Below are 18,043 nucleotides of genomic sequence, written 5' to 3'. Positions count from 1 at the left end.
CTTCTACGGGGCCTGGCGGTTTCTTGTTCTCTCCTATAGTCCTGCCGCAGATCCGCTGCAGGTTACAGCCTCCGTGCAGGTACAACCTATTCTGACAGGGCCTTCCCCTCTGTTTGAAGCCTTAGAAGCTCGCTCACGGTGACGAGCCGATAGCCCTCGGCCGTCAGCTCTTCCGCCAAGATGCGTACGGCTTCTACCGTTTGCTCACGCTCGCGGTCTCCGTCGTGGAAGATCAGGATGCTTCCTGGCTGAACAGTGCGCCTCGTCTCCTCCACAATATGGGGGACCCCAGGCCGGTCCCAGTCCTTGGCCGCCCCGTTCACCGCGTCGATGGAGGCATACCCCATCTCTGAGGCTAAAGAGAGCAGCTCTGGATTAACGGCCATGTAGGGGGGACGAAAGCTGGCAGGCGAGGATCCCGTAATGCTCCGAATCCTCTCGTCCGTCCGTTCAAGCTCCGCACGAATCTCCTCTTCTGCTAATGAAGGTAAAGCCGGGTGGGTTTCCGTATGATTGCCTAGCTCATGTCCTGCCGCGTGCACTTGCTTGGCAACCTCCTCATGGCTCTCGATTTCCTTACCGACCATGAAGAACGTAGCCTTCCCGTTCACCGATTCAAAAATCTCCAGAAGCTGTTTCGTATAGAGGGGATGCGGCCCATCGTCAAAGGTAAAGGCGATGACCTTTTCTTCCACGGGGACATGTTTGAGTAACGCGGGTATCGGACGATTCATTTCTCTTCTACTCCTTTTCGGCATAGAAACATTCCGGATGTTTTGCTGATGTGTAAGCGGCCACCCTGTTGGTGCATTTGCTCATTGAGGAAGTCCAAAAAGCGTTCCGCGCTCTCCGGGGGCAGCACCTGACGATCCGGATAAAGGCTGTTCAAGGAAAGTGCGTACTGAACAAGTGCATTCGAATCCGTCACCGACAAGGCATCCTCGTACGGGACCAGTCGAACATCCTCGAAGAAGTTCAGCAGCTGCTCCTTCCCATTTTCCAAGGAAAAGCTTGCAGTCAGGCTGCTTGTCACTAGCTCATAACCGGAATGCGGGTCGAACGCACGCATGAGCTCCTTAAGCTCCCGCATATTTCGGCTGCCTACCGTGCTTGCGTAAAAGACGCCGTCTGGCTTCAAAACGCGTGAGATTTCGGACAATGCCTTCTCTCGGTCCGGGACATGGTACAGCATATGGTTGGCAATCACCTTATCAAAGGTGGCGTCGGGAAACGGGATTTCCTCCGCATCGATGACGCGGAAAGAAACCCGGTCCCCGAGCCGTGCAAGGCCCCGCTCCGCATCCTGCATCATTCCAGGAGACAGATCCGAGAGCGTCAGCGTCCAGTCCTCCGGAATTCGCTTTTCATTAGCCAGCCAGAGCATTCCGTTGCCGCAGCCGAGCTCCAACACATGGGCCCCTCCGCACGGACTGAGCTGATCAAACACCCAGAAGGGCCATGGGTACGGATTGGTGCCATACTTCTGATGCAGATGAATGCGGGCATTAAAGTTTCCCGAATCGGCGTATTGGTTGTGCTTTAGCTGCTCTTTCTTCTCCTCATTCATCCGAATGCTCTCCTTTTGTCTTCTTCTCTCCAGACAACCGCCAATCCTTCATCGAATCGGTATAACGGGACAAAAAAGCCGCAAGAGTCCGGACGTCGTCCTCCTCCCACCCCTTCAGGATACGGCCCACTCCCTCGACGCTCCGATCAAAAAAATGCTGAAGCGCCTCTTCCCCTGCAGCGGTCAATTCAATCAGGCTCGACCTCAGATCGTTCTCATCGGTTACCGTGAGGATATGCCCGGATTGCTTCAGAGCTTGGACACGGCGAGTGATGGAAGAAGGGTTGAATTCCAATTCGTTCGCAATGGCCGTGATGCGAATTCGTCCCGTTCGCTTGACCAGAAGCAGGATTTCAAAGGCCACCCGATCCAAATCAGACCGCTCGTTCTGCGCATGCTGAAATTCCTTTACCAGGATCAACGTTGTATAAGCCACCTGCTGGAGTTCGTTTCGTTCAATAGGCATAGCTTCCTCCCATTCATACCGGTTGACCCCATTATCCATCACTTGCTTGCGTAAAGCAAATATATTTTGGGAGAATAGCGACCGTTCTGGGTCACTGTCCTCATCAGGCTGAAGCGAGGTCACCCTCAGAGCTTCCAAGGTCTTTTTGCGGTTGTGGCAACGGCTACTTGTACTTGCTCATCGGACGCAAGCGGTCCGAAGATCGCGCAGTTCGAAAGACAAAGGCCCGCTGTGCCCAATAGCTGAATGCAAAGAGAAGGCCCTCGGTCAGAAGCTTCGCCGGAAATAGCGGAACGCCGATCTGCTCATGCAAGAGAACCATGAGTCCGTAGTTAAGCGTCAGGATCAGCACGACAAGGGCAAAGTATTTCGGGGCCGACGAGCGAACCGCCTGCTTGTGCCCGCCGCCGAACACAAAGCTGCGGTTCATCGCGAAATTAAAGAGAGAGCTGAGCACCCTCGCCCCGACGACCGAGAGAAGCAGGCTCGCTCCAAGGAGCGGAAGCCCCATCACGAGGGCGAAGTCCAGGACAGCCGAGAGCACGGAAGACGAGCAAAATTTCAAAATCGGTGCGTACACCTTGGCGGAATCGGCAATGGGTCGAAAGTGCGACGATTGGTTGTTCTCCAGGTAGACGGTGTCGATCGCGACCTCATGAAGCGGGTACCCCTCCGCCTTGGCCTGCAGGAGCATGTTCATTTCATACTCGAAGCGCTCTCCGGGAATCCGGCACAGCCAGTCCAGCAGCTCCGGAGAAAATCCGCGAAGCCCGGTCTGCGTGTCCTGGATGCGCTGCCCGGTCGTAAGGGCATAGACCCAGCGGGTGGCATCGTTGCCGAAACGGCTGCGAAGCGGCACCTTTCCGGTAAAGTGGCGGCAGCCGAGGACGATCCCCTCCGGGTGCTCCGCTACTGCATCAGCGATCCGCTTGATGTCTCCCGGCAGGTGCTGCCCGTCGCTGTCGGCGCAGATGATGCCCTCCCGTTCTCCGGCTTCCAGTAGATAGCGAAACCCGGTCTTGAGCGCCCGCCCTTTGCCAAGGTTGGCGTCGTGGGTAAGAACGATGCAGCCTTCTTCGCGGGCGGAATCGAAGATCGGGCGATAGGCTTCGCCGCTTCCGTCGTTGACGATGAGGATCCTCGTATGAAGGGAAGCCTTGAGCTTCGCGATGAGGGATAGCAGCCGGTGGTCAGGTTCATAGGCGGGGATCAGGATCGTCATGGGGTTCTGCCTCCTTTTTCATCATTTGCTGTTGAACTGGACAATGTACTAATGGGCGATGTAGAGAATGTCGCTGACACCGCGCTCTTGCCCCTTGCTGCCCGGGCTGTTCACCACCCGACCGTTGAAATACATCGTGGACGAACCGCCTCCGTCCAGGTTGTAAGCCTCCTTCGCCCCCATGTCCTCGAACAGCTGGGCGAATTCCGTGAGCGTCATTCCCTTGCTGTAGTTCGCCTGTCTTCCGTCTACCACCACGAACACGTAATGGTTGGCGGAGAGGATACCGATGCCCGTCCGCGGATTGGCCCCGCCGATCGAGCGATTGCCGAAGTTGGTGTCGATCTTGACGTTCTCCAGATCGGTTACAGCTTGACCGTCCTTAACCAGCACCGGTCCGAAGGAAAAGGTATTCGTTACGCCTTGGGCGATCAGGTCCTCCGCGTTGACCTCCTCCTCGTTGTAGGCGGCCATCGTGCCGTCGTCATAGAGCGCGAGTCCGTCACGAGCCGGTTCGTTGCGGTAGAGCGTCCCGTTGCGGATGATGACTCCATCGTTGCGGAAGCCGTAGTAATCTCCGTTTATGGCCAGAATGGCGTTGTTTGCGGAAGCGATCTCCGAGGTATCCTGGGTAATGTTGCGGCCGTATGCATTTTTGGCGAAGGCCGTCAGCAGGCTGGACGCATCCTTGACCTGAACATCTGCAACGTAATAGGTGACCTTGTCTGAGCCGCTGCCGGTCTCCACTTTTTTGATCGCGATTTGTGTATCCTCGCTCTTGTAATTCCAATCATCCGCAGTGGCCTGCTTGGTTGATTCGTCGGCTTCTGCTGAAGGAACCGAAGTAGAGGACGCCCCGGAAGATGACGAGTTATTGTTTTCGGATGAAGAGGAGCTTGCTGTCGTTTCCGAATCCGAGTTAACGGCAACGGTATTCGGCGTCACGACCGCTTCCACATGCTCGATCAGGTAGCGATCCGCCAACCCGTAGGCCACACCGCCCATCGTCAGAAGCGAGACGACCAGCCCTGCTGCCAGCAGCCTTCGTCTTGGTTTTCGTTTCTCATGGGTCATCAGCCGATCCCTCCTTGGATGAGACGATGGCGAGCAGAGGCTCGCTTTCGTTCGTGTCTTTAGGATAGAGGGCGTTGCTTAAATGGAACTTAAATAGCCGGGAACGAAAAAAAGACCCTTGGGGTCTCTTTGGTAGGGAATACTCACCTATTGTCTTCGTGGGTCTCGTCCAGCTTAATCTTCTTCCGGCAGCAGCCTCTCTACCGCTGTAAAAAACACATCGAGCAGCTCCGTATCGAATTGAACTCTGACGTACTCCTCGATCTCTTCCAGCTCTTCCGCATTTCCATACTCCAGGCAAGGACGCCCTTCGCTCCACAAGACCCGGCATGGAAACTGCTCTTGCACACGCTCTATGATGTAATCCTGTTCCACATATCCACGACGGATGGTCACGAATGTTCTTCCTCCTTGGTTCCTACTATGGCTAGTATCAGGAATTCTCTTTTACGATTACTGTGATGTTTGTCACACGTAGATTCGGAAGAGAGAACGCCTACTCCTCATTGCTCATGGTATAATTTAGTGAAATGGATAATTAACCACGTGAACCCGAGTAGGAGATGAAAGGCTAATGGAAGAAAGGCTTCATTTGGATTGGATTGCATTCTATTCCGAGATGGCAGACAAGCTACTGCCTTACAAGAACAATCGTCAGCTCCTTCTGCACCACCTACAGGAAATCTATGAAACAGCCAATATGAAATACCCCTTTATGGAAGAGGGACAGCCTATGGATGACATTTGTCCTTTTACCGTGTTTGGCAGCATAAATAAAGGCATTAGCAATGAGAATCGAGTTGCCTTACTATCCGCCTTCGCAGATAAATTGAAGGTCCAATCTCCTGTCCCCTCGGGTTTTGACGGTGTTCCGGTACTCAACAATTTGAGAGCCTGGTTTTTTGCTTACCGGAACGATCGGGGAGCCGACGACATATCGAGTCTATGGAGCTTGTTTGAATCCGCAATCGCTTTCGCAGACCAGCCTGCAGCCGAAACTCAACAGGCGTTCACCACCCTCTACGATAAAGTAAGCAAACAATCCGGGATTAAATGGAGTATGACCATAGGACTTTTTTGGATTCGCCCCTACTCCTTTTTAAATCTGGATGAACGGAATCGAAGTTACTTGACTAACGGCCATCATTCGTTGGCTCTGGAAATACCCAGTCAAACCAAATTAAAGCAGTTCCCCAATTCGTCGACTTATCTACGTCTCATTGCCATATGCCAAGGGGATTTCAAAAGAGATGGAAGTCCCTATCAAAACTTCCCGGAGCTATCTTATGCTGCCTGGCAATCTTCCACGGCCGACGAGGACTTTAGGGGTTCTAGTGCAAGCCTTCTTAAATGGTTTTCCCCTCTCATTCTCGCACTTCGAAAGCTCGGTGGTTCTGCAACCCCCGAACAAGCTCGAAACCAGATCGCAAGAGATCTGAACTTACCGGAATCCACGATCACAGAGACACGCGGTAAAACAGGATCAAAGAAGTTTGATAATGAAGTGGCTTGGGCGAGAAATTATTTAGCCTATGAGGGGTTTATCGACAAAGCCGATAGGGGCGTGTGGACGTTAACGAATAAGGGGCTCACTGAATCCATGGACGAGGAACTCGCATCCGCGATCTTCCTGAAATGGGTCGAGATCTTAAGAGAACGCCGCAAAAATCGCCAAAACAATGCTGCAGACGATCAGACTCGGGAAATTCGCTATTGGCTATATGCACCAGGAAGTGACTCCTTTATGTGGAGTGAGTTTTATAAGGATCGGATTATGGCGATCGAATGGGATGAAATGGGCGACTTGAGGCAATACCCGAGTAAAAATGCGGTGAAGGCCAAAATGAAGGAAGTGTACGGAGACAAGTATTCCTACACGAACTCCGTTCTCGCCACGTGGCAATTCGCTAACGAGCTTAAGCCCGGCGATATCGTATACGTTAAAAGAGGTCGTCAAAAGATTGTCGGCCGGGGGATTATAGAATCGGATTATCGCTACGATTCCCTAAGGAAGTCCTTTAAGCACATCCGGTCCGTAAATTGGACCCATTACGGCGAATGGGATTATCCTGGACAGGTCGCGTTGAAAACATTGACCGATATATCTTCCTATACGGATTATTTAGATAAATTAAAGTCTCTTCTGTCGATGGATGAGGTGGAAGAACTAGTAGAAGAACAGGATTTCCAGTATGAATCGTATTCCGAAACCGACTACCTGAATGAAGTATTCATGGACGGCGAGAAATACGACAGCTTAGTTCGCCTTCTCCGAGCCAAGAAAAATATCATTCTCCAAGGGGCTCCAGGCGTCGGAAAAACCTTTACAGCGAAAAGGCTGGCCTACTCCATGATGGGGAACAAGGATACTAGCCGTGTCATGATGATTCAATTCCACCAGAGCTATAGCTATGAGGATTTCATCATGGGATTTCGGCCTTCTCAGGATGGGTTTGAGTTGGCCTATGGGCCCTTCTACGAATTTTGCAAAAAAGCTCAGGATGATAATGAACGGGAATACTTTTTTATCATTGATGAGATCAATCGGGGAAACTTCAGCAAGATCTTCGGAGAACTCCTGATGCTGATCGAGAAGGATAAAAGGGGAGATCAAATACGACCTCTCTACTCCAATGAGAGGTTCTCTGTTCCCGAGAATGTCTATATTATCGGCATGATGAACACGGCCGACCGCAGCCTCGCCTTAATTGATTATGCCTTAAGGAGAAGGTTTGCTTTCTTTACCTTGGAACCCGCTTTTCATTCCGATGGATTTCAAGCGATGATCGCCGAAGCCCCTCATACTCGCCTTCAAACATTGGTTGACCAGATAACGGCATTAAACGAAGCAATACGAATGGACGATTCACTGGGTGACGGATTTCAAATTGGACACAGCTACCTTTGCACGACCGATGAGATCACCGATGAATGGTTGAAATCTGTCGTTACCTTTGAGCTTTTGCCCCTGCTGACCGAATATTGGTTTGATGAAAAGGTCAAGGCCGAACATTGGAAAAAAAGACTTTGCGGAGCATTGAATGATTAAGATTCAAAATATCTATTACATGTTGTCGTATGCTTTCGGTGTGCTTCAACAGGAAGGCTACCAAACGGTAACCAACGAGGAATTTGATCATGTGGGGGATCTGTTAGCGGCTATCCTTGCAAAAGGAATTGCACATCAGATTAAAAGGGGATTGGGCCGCGAATATTCAAGCTGTAGCGAGCCCTTATCCTCCTTATCGGGTAAGATCGACGTAACCGCCACAATCAAGCAACAAACGCTGCGAAGAAAGCAGCTGGTCTGTTCATTTGATGTGTTTTCGGAAAATGTTTACCTTAACCAAATCTTGAAAACAACCACATTTGTCCTTCTGGGCAGTTCAGAGATTGCCACTCGGCAAAAAAAGGCTTTGAGAAAGGTCATGCTTTACTTCGCCGAAGTGGACGTCCTAAATCCACGACAAATCAAATGGTCCGGCATCACTTATCATCGAAATAATGCTACCTACAAAATGTTGATTCATGTCTGCTACATGGTCATTCAAGGACTGCTGCTTACGGAAACCACAGGCTCAACGAAACTTGGCCGGTTTTTGAATGATCAAAAGATGCACTCTCTATTTCAGAAGTTCGTCTTGGAGTACTACCGCAAGCATTATCCGAATTGTAAGGCTTCAGGGGCTTATATCCCTTGGGATGTAGGGGATGGAGCTAGCGATTGGCTTCCCGTCATGAAGACGGATATCACCCTCGAGTACAAAGGCAGAACCCTAATCATCGATACCAAATACTACTCCCGTACCATGCAAATGAACAGCTTGTATAACAATCGCACCTTGCACTCCAACAATCTTTATCAGATTTACACTTACGTCAAAAATAGAGATACCACGCATTCCGGTAACGTCAGCGGCCTTTTGCTTTATGCAAAAACGGATGAGGAAATCACGCCGAATCATGACTACACCTTAGGCGGAAATCGAATAGGAGTAAGGTCGCTAGACTTAAACACGGACTTCACTGAGATTGCAAAGCAGCTAGATCGAATCGCTAACACCATTTTCAGCTAAAACGAGAAAAGCACCTCGTCAGGTGCTTTTCTCGTTTAGCCCCAAATATCCACTATTGGAACCTCATTCTCGATTCTAGCCCTGCTCTCAGCAATCCAGTCCTTGAACCACCCGTTATCCGAGTTGCTGAAGGTCTCGTCGACTCCATCCCAGTTCCGGAAAGCCCCGATATAGACGATCAGCTCCCTCAGACGCAAGAACAATGGGATTTGCTTAATCCAACTTTCATCCAATGGATTCTCATGAAGGTATCCTTTCATGAAGGGTCCCATGAACCGGCGTGTCTGTTCCTCCCTGAGCTTTTGTCCATCCCTACCGCCGTAGACATAAACCAGATAGTACAACTGGATTGCGATCTCCTCGACAAACCAGCTGTACTGGGCTTCATCAAAATCAAAAAGGGTAAGGACACCCTGTTCATTCACCCGAAAGTTCCCGACATTGATGTCTCCGTGGATGAGGCCGAATGAATCTGAAGGTTGGGGGAGGGAGCGGATCGATTCCATTAAGCGAAGGCCGCTGTTTCGAACGGCAGTATGCGAGATGGGGAGCAATTCCATATTCTGCAGAAACCAATTGCAGCTCCAATCATGTCGCCTGCCATTCTGCTCATCGGGACGATATCTCTTGGATAGAGCATGCAGTTTGCCGGTGCATCGACCCAATCGTTCATAGAGGTTCGCATCCTGTAGGCATTCTGGGTACTCGATCTGTTTTCCTGGTGCTTTTACAAAGGAAACACACGTATACCCCTCTCTCGGCGTATGGACTTCTTCGGTCCAATTTCCATTCCGGGAGAGGATCGGCGTGGACACTGCCACGCCTTCCCCCGCTAAGTAGTGGATCCAATCCAACTCGCTCTTGATCATTTGCTCGGATCGGTGAGTCAATGGGGTGAACCTCAACATGTACTCTTGTTCATTCTGCTGATATTCGTACACGAGGTTTTGAGATCCGCCGATGAACGATGCCTCGGAGGAAGAAGTGCTAAACGCGTTAAATCCTCGCTCAAGATCGGTTCGCATGGAGAGCCCCCTTTTCCAAATAATGCTTAATGAACCTCATTGTATCTTGATACCGAATTCTGTTCAAAGTTAAGATTCGTTATAAATCAACTGGACCAAAGTCGGGAAGCCTTCCCATTCCTTAGGACCTTCCCCTTGCAGGGAAAATCATCTACTCTAGAACAAGAGTTCATGAAAGAGGTGGTCACGATGAACAAACCAAGCATTCTGCAATCCTGGCAATTGCTCCTGATGTCCCTGCCGAAAGGCATTATCACGTTTGTTATTGCCATTACCGGCATCTGCCTGAGCCTGCCGCTCATCATTGTATGGGTGGGCATTCCCATATTGGCCGCAACCCTTGCGTCATGCTCCTGGATGATGAGGAAAGAATCATCGGCGGTGAACAACTGGCTGCGCGGCCAAGCCCCTCAGCCGGATTCCGCGGAGCCCTCCGTACCGCTGCAGGGCGGCGGGTGGCGGTCGTTGCTTTCCCTTCTTAAGCAAGGCCAGAGCTATCGGGGTATCGTCTACAGCATCGCCCAACTGCCGATCGGCATTGCCGGCTTTACCCTTGCGGTCGTACTGCCCGCTACGGCCTTCGCCGTGCTGCTTTCCCCGCTCGCTTATTGGGTGAGTGATCGTTTCTTTTCCTTTGATCTGTTCGCGATGGACTCTGACCTGGCCTTCCTGTTCCCTGACCTGTCTTCCTATACGCGGTCCTGGATAGCGGCCGGTATTGGTCTCATCTTGGTGCTTTTGCTGCCTCTTCTCTTGCGAGCACTTGGCCGTCTGTATGCCTCCTGGGTCCAATTGATCGCCCGCGCGTAACCATCCTGCTTCTCTTGGCATCCATCCAAACCATCCGTCCCCTCCTGTTTCACAGGCAGGGGATTTTGGGCTTCCTCCCTCAGAATCCAATCAAGTTTCCGGGTTATGGCTAGATCGTTCTAGTTTTTGTCCGAATAATGAAGGATTCCCGCCCCGCCCTCTTGCTACAGTCTTCTAGACAGCAACTAAAACTCTTCACCAAACAAGGAGGAACCCTACAATGCCTAACCCCTACTTGCCTTCTTGGGAGTACATCCCCGACGGCGAACCCCGCGTCTTCGGTAATCGCGTCTACGTCTATGGATCGCATGACGAAGCCGGCTCAGACCGATTCTGCGATTTCAAGCTGAAGGTATGGTCAGCCGATGTGAACGATCTCGCGAACTGGGTCTGCCACGGAGACAGCTTCCACACCCGAGTGGACCGCGATCACGCGAGCAACACCGATTGGACAGACCGAGAGCTGTATGCCCCCGATGTCATCGAGAAGGACGGAAAATACTACTTGTACGCCTACATCATCGGATCTGTGGGCTGTGTAGCGGTAAGCGATCGGCCGGAAGGGCCCTTCGAGCTGCTGTCGACCTATCAGGTTCCGGACCATTCCGATCCCCTGCTGACGGAACGCATCATGATCGACCCGGGTGTATTGGTTGACGACGATGGACGCGTGTATATCTATTGCGGATACCTGCGTTCCTATATGGCCGAGCTGAATGCTGCCAATATGGTGGAAGTGCTGCCGGGTACCTTTCAGAAGGATTTCATCCCGGTGGAGGAGCCGTTTTCCTTCTTCGAGGCTTGTTCCCCCCGGAAGGTCGGCGATACCTACTACCTGATTTACTCCCCGAAGCAAGGCAGCCGGCTGGACTACGCGACCAGCAAGTCGCCCACCGGTCCCTTCGAATACGGCGGAACGATTGTCGACAACGGGGTGGATTATCCCGGCGGGAATAACCACGGCTCGATCTGCCAGATCAACGGCCAGTGGTACATCTTCTATCACCGGATGACCAACAACACCGTCATGTCCCGCCGCGCCTGCGTGGAACGGATTGAGATTCTCCCGGATGGGCGAATCCCGCAGGTCGAGATGACCTCCCTGGGCTTTGACCGATCCCTCTCTCCTTATCGGTATACCCCGGCGGATTACGCCTGCGTCCTGAAAGGCGGATGCTACATTACCGAGAGAAACACACTGGAGCGGGCCATTGTTCATATTGTAGATGAATCGGTTATCGGCTTTAAATATTATGATTTCGGAGAGGATTACTCCAGCAAAACGATGGAATTCACGGCAAAAATAAGGGGCTGCGGGAACAAGGGAACGATGCGCATTCTCCTGGACGATGCCGCGGAAGGAACCGAAATCGGAAGCTGCGAGATTGGGCCGGGGGATGGTATTGCAAAAGCGGTGGTGAGCTGCGTAACCGGAGTCCATTCCATCTACTTCGTGTTTGATGACGGATACAGCGGGTACTTCGGGGAATTCTTCGAGGGCCGCCCCATCTGTGAGCTGGAGGGCTTCGTGTTTCATAAGTAGGCAGCAAAGAAAAAAGCGACCGAGCGTTCGGTCGCTTTATTTCTTCTTCGAGTGATTGGGACTGGTGTTTTCCAAAATGGAAAGCTTCCTCTCGCCCTTTTCCATGAGGGAATTGCATTGGACACACCTCGGCTGAGCCGAAAAAGCAAAATTATCCCTCATCCACCCGTTGCATTCTTCATTGGTGCATGACCAAATCGCCGTGACTTCCTGCGGAAGATCATCCGGTTGTCTTTTTCGTGAATAGTACAAGTTGCATCCCTCTTTCTCCCCTGGAATAGTTGGCGAAAAAAAAGACCCCGACCCAAGAGTCGGGGCTTGAAACCTTCTTACAGCTTAACGACGTTAGCTGCTTGCAGTCCGCGGTTACCTTGAACCACTTCAAATTCCACGCGTTGACCTTCGTCCAACGACTTGAAGCCGTCGCCAAGGATGGCGCTGAAGTGTACGAATACGTCTTCCTTGCCTTCTACCTCGATAAAACCAAAGCCTTTTTCTGCGTTAAACCACTTTACCGTTCCTGTTTCCATGATCAAAAAACCTCCACCTGTTTGATTTATACATGACCTTCCAATAAAAATCACATATTGGGCAAGGTTAGGCCATCAAAATCATAACCCTCTCCAATATGTGACTTCAGGTCAAAATTCCAATACCTTTACTATACCATAACAAGCGCCAATCCACAAATTTTTACGACTGCGAAAATACAAATAACCATAATTTTGGGATGGGGAGCCGCCTGTTTGGGGCAAGCTCCCGTTTCTTTGGCGCCTAGAATTCCATCCAGAAAAATTGGCTGATGGCGAGAACGAGTCCGATCCCGTTCGCCACGACAAAGAACCATCTTTTGGCCCTGCGGCTGACAGGCTCCAGCCCCGTAAATAACGTCCAAGCCACAATACCGTTTAGCACGACCATGATGATGAGGGCCAACCACCAATTCGCTGCCATGCGGATCCGTCCTCTCTTGATTGGAATGCCTACTTCGGCCTGCTTGGGTTACAACTGCTCGCCGCAAACCCTCATGAAGCGCAGCAGCTTAACGATCAACACGATAGCACCGACAAACAAGGCAAGCGCCAGCACAAGAAACAGAGGAGGAATAACGATCGTGAGCAAGACCACGAAAGTCGCGATCTGAAAAACAAGGAAGAAGGTCCAGTTCTTCTCCGCATGCTCCATCAGATCATACCGGTTCACCCGGGATGCCATGTCTTTGACACCCATTAGCAAATGGTAGACCACAACAAGAAGCAGAACGGTCGAAATCAAGCTTACCACGAAGCCGATCAGGGTTGTGCCAACACCGGCCTCTTGGGGCTGCTGGTAGATGGTGAAGATCGAAAGGATCAACAGCGGCCAATTGTAAGTCTTCGCTTTGGTGAAATACTCACTTTGCTCGGCAAGGGCATTGAACCCCATCACGAACAGGAGGTACCCGATGAAATCCGGTAAAATATCAAAACCTTGAATTCGGAAAGAAAGCAGAATGAACAGAAATCCCCAATAAAATTTATGAAATCCCCTTTGCACCGACAGCCCTCCTGTACATCTGATCCTAATGGATATGCTGCACCTTATCCGCATGATTCCCTAATTATAGCAGAAATTGATTGGATTAGGAGGGGTGGCTTACGCGCTGATAAGGAATTTGCAAGGTATCCCAACGATATAGGACGCTTTGGTCATCCTGATTCGTGGTCTTCAAGAACGAAACGGTCGTGTCACAAACCTCACAGGAGAAGACAGTCCGGTCCGGCTCATCCGAAACGAGATGGATTTGGAATTTTTTGCGTTTGGCCTCTTGAAGAAACAAGCGATCCAAGTAAAGCTTCCCCTCTTCGAAGCTTACGGCAAACCGCCATCCCATGGGTGCAAACCCATATTCCCCGGCAAGATGCGCAAAGCTCGAATAATCAACCTCGAGGAGGGGGTGAGGCCGGATCACGACCTCCGGTTCCAAGTGAAACAGAATGCTCTTGATTCCCTCATTGATTCTTCCAAGAGGTACCGCATCATTATTACTGAGCAGAATTACGCTATAGTCTCCCTCCAGGTATCTATGTACGCTGCAGGTAAAGCCAAAAATGTTTCCGTTAACAGACACCACATCCACGGGATCTCCGCTTACTGAGCATCCATAGCCCATGGATACACCCAGGTACGGCAAGTATCCGTATGGCGTTATCATAGCCCGATAGGAGTTTATGCTGAGGATAGAGGCTTCCGAAGCAAGGGCTCTCCCCCACCGGAAGAGATCTTCCGCAGTGGAGTACAAAAACCCACTCCCATAAGCCCCGGACATGTCGTAGTACTCGGCCTGGACAATCCCTTCACCGGAATAAGAATAGCCGTATGCTCGATTTGGAATCACGTCTTCGTTCTGATAGATTCCCGTATGAAGAAGGCCGGCCGGTTTGAATAGGTATTCGGTAAAGTACTCTTCCAAACTCAACCCCGTGACCTTCTCTACGACTTTGGCCAAAAACACAAAATTGGTATTGCTCTTTTGAACCCCTTGTCCCGGCTCAAAATCAAGCGGTCTGCGATTCAACCATTCTATGATCGTCTCAACGGACAAGTGCGCTCTCGTGCTGTACTCTATAACCTCTGTATAATCGGGTACGCCAGATGTGGAAGACAACAGTTGATGGAGGGTAACACTCGCCGAATGCTTATACTCCGGTAAAAAGGACTCCAAGCGATCCTCCAGCCTTAGCTTTCCTTGTTCGACTTGCTGCAAAACAGCCGCAGCGGTAAACTGCTTCGTTATGCTCGCTATGCAAAAAATGGTGTCTTCTGCATGGGGAACTCGATGCTCCACGTTGGCGTACCCGTACCCCTTTTTTAGCAGAAGCCGGTCGCCTTGGGCAATGAGAGCTGTTCCACAAAACCGGTTTGCAGCCGCCCAGTCCGACATGTACTGATTCAGCCTTTTCTCGATTGCGATCACACCAATTCCTCCTTGGCTGCCGGGATCACCATCGTTTGAATCTCCTGTACTCCCGGCATGAAGCCCAGCTGTACATAGACGGATTCGGCGTCGTTTCCTTCCATGACATAGAGCCTCACCAAAGGATAGTCTCCCTTCAAAAGCGTCAGGGCTCTTTGCAGCATGCGTGAAGCAAGTCCTCTCCCTCGATAAGCGGGGATGACCCCGATGCTATAGACGGCGGCTCCATCGCCCTGTAAGCAAAGGCGGCAATTGGCAACAAGCTGATCCGTCTCTTTGTCAAAAACCAACGTGGAAGCATGAGCTAATATATCATTCGTATAGTGGGGATCTTCCCTTGGAATGAAATCCTCGAAAGAGTCCTTTCGCCGCCTCGTGGCTTCCAGGCCTCCTCGATAGCTTTCAAAGTCACAGTGAGCAATCTTCTCCTCGTGAATGTACCGCTTAGCCCCCGCCTCATTCTCCTCCATGCGGAGACTTTCAATCCTTAGCCCATCCTCCCAGATAACGTCGAAGCGGTCGGTAGGCCGCTGCATCCAGCGGCATCGGAACTCATCCGGCCAGAAGCCCGCCCTGGCAAACCAATCCACCTGGTCGGGAAGGATCTCGAAGGCTTTGATCGGTTCCGCTTGATTGGACCAAAAGGTTAGCAGCTCCTTTAGCTGCCTTAGCACCTTATCGAAATCATGGTATGGAGGGATGAAGAACAAATGGTAGATCACGTTGGGAGACATTCGAACCCCGCCGATCTTGACATCCCCTCGATAAATCCAAAATGCATTTCTTTGTGGATTCGCATAGGTTTCTTCCTTAAAGAAACCCGTGTATGGCATGTTATAGTAAACCGAACAATACACTCCCCACTCTTCAGGCTCCGCACTTTGGATCGAGAATTCACTCGACAGCTCATACCGTTTGGTATCAGTAGACCAATCCCTTGCTGGCACAGGTCCTTCCTCCTCATGACGAGTGATTCTGAATCGAGAATACCCGTCTCTTATGCAATCTCTTTTTCTATAGTACCAATAAGGAGGAAGGGCCTCTACGGAACAAATCTTTATAAAAAAAAGCTACAAAAACCCGATTTCTCCTTATTTTCGGAGTTGTTCCGCCAGACCAATTAGAAGTCCACCCTTTCCACGAATGTAGCAGAGCCGATACGAGTCCTCGTACTGAACCACTTCGCCAACAAGCTCGGCACCTTGCTTCATGAGCCTGGATACCATTTCGTCAATATCTTCAACGGCAAACATGACGCGCAGATACCCGAGGGCATTGACAGGAGCATTTCGATGATCGGCTATAGTTGGCGGGGTGAGAAATTGCGAAAGTTCCAATCGGCTGTGGCCTTCTGGGGTAACCATCATCGCAATCTCTACACACTGTGAACCCAGCCCGGTTACGCGACCCGCCCATTCCCCTTCCACCGTCGCTCGCCCTTCAAGCTTCAAGCCAATCTCCTCCAAACATTTCGGATGGATTGCACCTCCTCAACAAGCTTTCAACATCGTGCGCTTCCCAGAATGCCTGGTATGGATTTTGCAAGGAATGACACACTAAGCTTTACTGCGTATTCATAAAGGTGGCCAATGGGATGGAAAAAAAACGCGACTTAGTCGCCCTTTCCTCAGTTCCGCTAACCATGACACTGGGTAACTCCATGCTGGTGCCCATTCTCCCGCAAATCTCACGAGAGCTGGGCATTACCTCCTTCCAGGTTAGCATGATCATCACCGTGTATGGGCTTGTTGCAATCTTTATGATTCCGGTCGCCGGCTTCCTCTCGGATCGGTTCGGCCGCAAAAAGGTCATCCTGCCCAGCTTGCTGCTCGCTGCTGCCGGTGGTGCCGTAAGCTTGGCAGCCGCCTGGTTCATGAAAGGCACCGGCGCATATGGTGTGATTCTGGCGGGGCGTTTTCTGCAAGGGATTGGGGCGGCGGGAGCCTTCCCCGTCGTCATCCCTCTGATCGGCGACCTGTTCCAGGACGAGAAGCAGGTCAGCAAGGGCTTGGGGATTATCGAAACCTCTAACACGTTCGGCAAAGTACTGAGCCCGATTATTGGCGCTTATCTAGGCTCCCTGCTCTGGTTCGCCCCTTTTATCGCCATCCCCGTGCTTAGTGTTCTCGCGTTTGCACTGGTCGTGTTTCTGGTGAGCAAGCCGAAGGAAAAGAAAACCGACAAGCCGGTCCCTTTCCGCGAGTTCCTTCACGGGATTCGCCACATTCTAAAGGAAAAAGGCCGCTGGCTATATGCCATCTTTGTTGTGGGCGGCATCTCCATGTTTATCATTTTCGGCATGCTGTTCTATTTGTCGGAGACGTTGGAGTCCCCTTACAAGCTTCACGGGGTCATGAAAGGTCTGGTTCTCGCCATTCCGCTGACCTTGCTGTGCCTCGCCTCTTATGTAAGCGGAAAAATCATCGGCCAGAACAAACTGCGGATGAAATGGCTCGGCTTTGGCGGCATGGCCTTGCTGACAGGAGCCTTGGTCATGGTATGCCTGACCAAGTCCATTATCTGGATTATGGTCTACCTCAGCCTGGGCGGCATCGGCATCGGCTTGGCGCTGCCGTGCATGGATGCCTTGATTACCGAGGGCATTGAGAAGGAAAACCGCGGCACCATCACTTCCCTCTACAGCAGCATGCGGTTTATTGGAGTAGCCCTCGGTCCGCCCGTGGTCTCCCTGCTGCTGCCGATGGGACAAAGGGTGCTGTTCGGTACGCTCACCGCAGTTGGTGCCCTGGGAGGTTTGTTGATCTTACTTGCCATTCGACCGGCGAAGGAGAAGCAAGAGCCTGATCAAGAGCGTGCCAAACCGACAGCCGAACGAGCAGGAGCCCGTTGATGGTAGAGTGCATGGGCTTGGCAGGCTAAACCTCCCTGAAAACGCCACTTGGGATCATTGAAGTGCACCCCTTAGAATAGACATTGGAAAAACCCCCTGGGAAAATCCGATGAAAATCTAGGGGGTGCAATTTTTATGGCGAGAAAAGGACAGAAGTTCCAGTCGTATACGGAAGAATTGAAGATGGAGGCAGTCCGGCTGCATAGGGAGGAGAAGTGGACCTATCAAAGGATAGCAGAACACTTGAAGCTAACCGATAAGGAACGGGTCAAAGTATGGATGCGAAAGTACAGGGAGAAAGGCGAATACGGCCTGTTGGATCAACGAGGACGACGAAGCGAATACCAGGATCAAGATCGATATGTGAACCAGTTAAAACGGGAGAATACGCTGCTAAAAAAATGTTTAGAAATCTGGATGCGGGAGGTGCGAAGCAGAAATACAACATCATAC

General features: G+C 51.2%; 20 protein-coding genes. 6 read left to right on the top strand and 14 right to left on the bottom strand.

Annotated features, from left to right (window positions below; all coding sequences use genetic code 11):
- Positions 1-86: 86 nt before the first annotated feature.
- The 6 genes from AAFN83_RS07520 to AAFN83_RS07495 all read right to left on the bottom strand — a co-directional run bounded on the left by AAFN83_RS07520 (position 87) and on the right by AAFN83_RS07495 (position 4,725).
- A complete protein-coding gene (locus tag AAFN83_RS07520; protein WP_347768304.1) occupies positions 87-734 on the bottom strand; it encodes a polysaccharide deacetylase family protein in 648 nt (215 codons plus the stop codon).
- The gene (locus AAFN83_RS07515; RefSeq protein WP_347768303.1) at positions 731-1,567 is read right to left on the bottom strand and encodes a class I SAM-dependent methyltransferase; all 837 of its coding nucleotides are present in this window, start codon (positions 1,565-1,567) and stop codon (positions 731-733) included. The genes AAFN83_RS07520 and AAFN83_RS07515 overlap by 4 nt, the downstream gene beginning before the upstream one ends.
- Positions 1,560-2,033, bottom strand: coding sequence for a MarR family winged helix-turn-helix transcriptional regulator (locus AAFN83_RS07510; protein ID WP_347768301.1), 474 nt, complete (start codon positions 2,031-2,033; stop codon positions 1,560-1,562). Before AAFN83_RS07510 ends, AAFN83_RS07515 begins: the two co-directional genes overlap by 8 nt.
- Before the next feature lie 163 nt (positions 2,034-2,196).
- Complete coding sequence (locus AAFN83_RS07505) at positions 2,197-3,255, bottom strand: glycosyltransferase (RefSeq protein ID WP_347768300.1); 1,059 nt, start codon at positions 3,253-3,255, stop codon at positions 2,197-2,199.
- 48 nt (positions 3,256-3,303) lie between these two features.
- The gene (locus AAFN83_RS07500) at positions 3,304-4,329 is read right to left on the bottom strand and encodes a phosphodiester glycosidase family protein (RefSeq protein WP_347768299.1); all 1,026 of its coding nucleotides are present in this window, start codon (positions 4,327-4,329) and stop codon (positions 3,304-3,306) included.
- 174 nt (positions 4,330-4,503) lie between these two features.
- Positions 4,504-4,725, bottom strand: a complete 222-nt coding sequence (locus AAFN83_RS07495) for a hypothetical protein (protein WP_347768298.1) — start codon at positions 4,723-4,725, stop codon at positions 4,504-4,506.
- A 178-nt stretch (positions 4,726-4,903) separates the two neighbouring features.
- On the opposite strand from AAFN83_RS07495, the gene AAFN83_RS07490 reads away from it, so the two are divergent.
- Both AAFN83_RS07490 and mcrC read left to right on the top strand, forming a co-directional pair.
- Positions 4,904-7,378, top strand: coding sequence for an AAA family ATPase (locus AAFN83_RS07490; RefSeq protein WP_347768297.1), 2,475 nt, complete (start codon positions 4,904-4,906; stop codon positions 7,376-7,378).
- Positions 7,371-8,405: a 5-methylcytosine-specific restriction endonuclease system specificity protein McrC gene (gene mcrC, locus AAFN83_RS07485; protein ID WP_347768295.1), complete on the top strand. Its 1,035-nt coding sequence runs from the start codon at positions 7,371-7,373 to the stop codon at positions 8,403-8,405. Before AAFN83_RS07490 ends, mcrC begins: the two co-directional genes overlap by 8 nt.
- A 35-nt stretch (positions 8,406-8,440) precedes the next feature.
- Here the strand turns inward: mcrC and AAFN83_RS07480 are convergent, their stop codons facing one another.
- Complete coding sequence (locus AAFN83_RS07480; RefSeq protein ID WP_347768293.1) at positions 8,441-9,430, bottom strand: phosphotransferase enzyme family protein; 990 nt, start codon at positions 9,428-9,430, stop codon at positions 8,441-8,443.
- 189 nt (positions 9,431-9,619) lie between these two features.
- Here AAFN83_RS07480 and AAFN83_RS07475 point away from each other — a divergent pair, with 189 nt between their 5' ends.
- Both AAFN83_RS07475 and AAFN83_RS07470 read left to right on the top strand, forming a co-directional pair.
- Positions 9,620-10,240: a sensor domain-containing protein gene (locus AAFN83_RS07475; protein ID WP_347768292.1), complete on the top strand. Its 621-nt coding sequence runs from the start codon at positions 9,620-9,622 to the stop codon at positions 10,238-10,240.
- 220 nt (positions 10,241-10,460) lie between these two features.
- Complete coding sequence (locus AAFN83_RS07470) at positions 10,461-11,783, top strand: family 43 glycosylhydrolase (protein WP_347768291.1); 1,323 nt, start codon at positions 10,461-10,463, stop codon at positions 11,781-11,783.
- Positions 11,784-11,819: 36 nt separating this feature from the next.
- Here the strand turns inward: AAFN83_RS07470 and AAFN83_RS07465 are convergent, their stop codons facing one another.
- The 7 genes from AAFN83_RS07465 to AAFN83_RS07435 all read right to left on the bottom strand — a co-directional run bounded on the left by AAFN83_RS07465 (position 11,820) and on the right by AAFN83_RS07435 (position 16,220).
- Positions 11,820-12,035 carry a cold-shock protein gene (locus tag AAFN83_RS07465; RefSeq protein ID WP_347768289.1) on the bottom strand — a complete coding sequence of 72 codons (216 nt, stop codon included), beginning with the start codon at positions 12,033-12,035 and terminating at the stop codon, positions 11,820-11,822.
- 77 nt (positions 12,036-12,112) lie between these two features.
- A complete protein-coding gene (locus tag AAFN83_RS07460) occupies positions 12,113-12,313 on the bottom strand; it encodes a cold-shock protein (RefSeq protein WP_347768287.1) in 201 nt (66 codons plus the stop codon).
- A 244-nt stretch (positions 12,314-12,557) separates the two neighbouring features.
- Entirely contained in the window at positions 12,558-12,737 is a 180-nt protein-coding gene (locus AAFN83_RS07455) for a hypothetical protein (protein ID WP_347768286.1), read from the bottom strand.
- Positions 12,738-12,785: 48 nt separating this feature from the next.
- Complete coding sequence (locus AAFN83_RS07450; RefSeq protein ID WP_347768284.1) at positions 12,786-13,319, bottom strand: hypothetical protein; 534 nt, start codon at positions 13,317-13,319, stop codon at positions 12,786-12,788.
- A gap of 85 nt (positions 13,320-13,404) precedes the next feature.
- The gene (locus AAFN83_RS07445; RefSeq protein ID WP_347768282.1) at positions 13,405-14,739 is read right to left on the bottom strand and encodes a serine hydrolase domain-containing protein; all 1,335 of its coding nucleotides are present in this window, start codon (positions 14,737-14,739) and stop codon (positions 13,405-13,407) included.
- Positions 14,736-15,686, bottom strand: a complete 951-nt coding sequence (locus AAFN83_RS07440) for a GNAT family N-acetyltransferase (RefSeq protein ID WP_347768281.1) — start codon at positions 15,684-15,686, stop codon at positions 14,736-14,738. The genes AAFN83_RS07445 and AAFN83_RS07440 overlap by 4 nt, the downstream gene beginning before the upstream one ends.
- 144 nt (positions 15,687-15,830) lie before the next feature.
- Positions 15,831-16,220, bottom strand: a complete 390-nt coding sequence (locus tag AAFN83_RS07435) for a VOC family protein (protein WP_347768796.1) — start codon at positions 16,218-16,220, stop codon at positions 15,831-15,833.
- Positions 16,221-16,333: 113 nt separating this feature from the next.
- Between AAFN83_RS07435 and bcbE the strand changes: the two genes are divergently transcribed.
- Together bcbE and AAFN83_RS07425 are read left to right on the top strand one after the other, a co-directional pair.
- Positions 16,334-17,590: a bacillibactin exporter BcbE gene (gene bcbE, locus AAFN83_RS07430; protein ID WP_347768280.1), complete on the top strand. Its 1,257-nt coding sequence runs from the start codon at positions 16,334-16,336 to the stop codon at positions 17,588-17,590.
- 135 nt (positions 17,591-17,725) lie between these two features.
- On the top strand, positions 17,726-18,043 hold a 318-nt coding region (locus tag AAFN83_RS07425), incomplete at its 3' end, for a helix-turn-helix domain-containing protein (protein ID WP_347768279.1).

The sequence above is a fragment of the Gorillibacterium sp. CAU 1737 genome (genome assembly GCF_039888655.1).
In the GTDB taxonomy this organism is placed as follows: domain Bacteria; phylum Bacillota; class Bacilli; order Paenibacillales; family NBRC-103111; genus Gorillibacterium.
The sequence above is the reverse complement of the archived record's forward strand: the minus strand, read 5'-3'. Positions and strand labels throughout refer to the sequence as shown.